The organism is Citrobacter sp. TBCS-14, from assembly GCF_005280805.1.
GTDB lineage: Bacteria > Pseudomonadota > Gammaproteobacteria > Enterobacterales > Enterobacteriaceae > Citrobacter > Citrobacter gillenii.
This window is the reverse complement of the sequence record NZ_SZWM01000773.1, coordinates 1-1,364: the sequence shown is the minus strand read 5'-3', so window position 1 is coordinate 1,364 and position 1,364 is coordinate 1. Positions and strand designations below refer to the sequence as shown.

At 35.6% G+C, this 1,364-nt stretch carries 3 protein-coding genes; all 3 read right to left on the bottom strand.

Annotated features, from left to right (window positions below; all coding sequences use genetic code 11):
- On the bottom strand, positions 1 to 1,038 hold a 1,038-nt coding region (locus FDX22_RS21235; RefSeq protein WP_222592548.1), incomplete at its 3' end, for a terminase large subunit domain-containing protein.
- Positions 1,039 to 1,049: 11 nt separating this feature from the next.
- Positions 1,050 to 1,280 (bottom strand): hypothetical protein, encoded by a 231-nt coding sequence (locus tag FDX22_RS21230; RefSeq protein WP_036853254.1) that lies wholly within the window; start codon positions 1,278 to 1,280, stop codon positions 1,050 to 1,052.
- Positions 1,277 to 1,351, bottom strand: a complete 75-nt coding sequence (locus FDX22_RS21225; protein ID WP_252362868.1) for a bacteriophage terminase small subunit — start codon at positions 1,349 to 1,351, stop codon at positions 1,277 to 1,279. The genes FDX22_RS21230 and FDX22_RS21225 overlap by 4 nt, the downstream gene beginning before the upstream one ends.
- Positions 1,352 to 1,364: the final 13 nt, after the last annotated feature.

Genomic DNA, 1,364 nt, shown 5'->3' with positions numbered 1-1,364 from the left:
TCTATTTTTATTAAATACAGATAAATTAAAGTCTGTTAGTTTAGTGTCTTGCGGAGTGAAGTAGTAAGCTGTATCCTGCATAGGTAAGCCCATATTAAACGCTAAGAACTTATTCTGTAACGCTGGGTCTCCTTGCGCAAGCTCGTACTCCTCAATAACTCCTGACCACTTAGGAACATTGCCAATAAGTGGTAAAGCCATAGTCCAATTCTTTTTATCTTTGACCTGCTCATGATTTTCTAGCATGTAAAGCAAGCCGAATGACCTATCATTGTAAAATTCTTCTTCTGATTTGAATCGTTCAACAAGTTTATCATAAAGTCCGTCGCGTTTAAGTCCGCCAGAAGTGATGTAAATACTTTGCCAGTTATCTTGTTTTTGACGTGAACCTTTATTAACTGACTCTGTTATATCCTCGCCATAGGTATGGACTTCATCAAATATATTAAGGGAACTGTTACCACCTTGCGCTCGTAAAGTATCATTTGTTTGCTTTTTAAAAGTGGTTTTGAAAGACGTAAATTCTAGCCCTTGTTTTGTACTCTTGAAAATCTTGTTTTCATTGTACACTCTTAATGTATCACTTGCTTCCGTTTGATTCCTAACTTGGTCAAATACGTGTCTAGCCTGTGTATTATCGTATGCAATAACTAGACTTTCTCCGCCATATTGTCCGCCTAAAATCATCCAGTTAAGCACGCGCGTAGCCATTAAACTAGACTTACCTGATCCACGGCCTAAATTAAGAAAAATCTCATTAATTAGGTTGACTTGAACACCTTTTTCATCAACCATATCATAGCCTAACATTAACTCATACCACCATTTTTGTGTTGGAAGTAGCTCAATTTTCATCAGGTTACCAGTAGTCAGGTAGAAGTTGTCTTCTATCCATTCAATAGCTTGCGTAACACGGTCATAGCGATAAATATATTTGTTATGAATACGTATTTGCTTCTGAATAGTCTTGCGAATGTACTTATTAATAATAATGCCGTTTTCTTTGTTGTATTCCAACATTTTATTTAAATAATACATTCATTCCCTTTCTATTCAAATACTGATTGCAAATATTCATCTGAATATGGACACCAACCTTCGTCATCAGTCATTTCTTTTTTAAGTTGTTTCCAGTTTGAAAACTGACCAATAATAGAATCGTTGTCTCCACACGTCTCACAATAATCTTCAACTTCTTCTAATTCTTTTTCTGAAGTATTTTCTGACATCAGATAAAGTCCTCCGCCCAAATGGTCTTCAACTACCCAATATTTTTTCATTCAAACCCCTCTGGGACTTTGATTTCTGGCGTTTTATACTTACTTAGCTTATAGTCGTCAAGTTCTTCAATTTTAGCTTTAAGG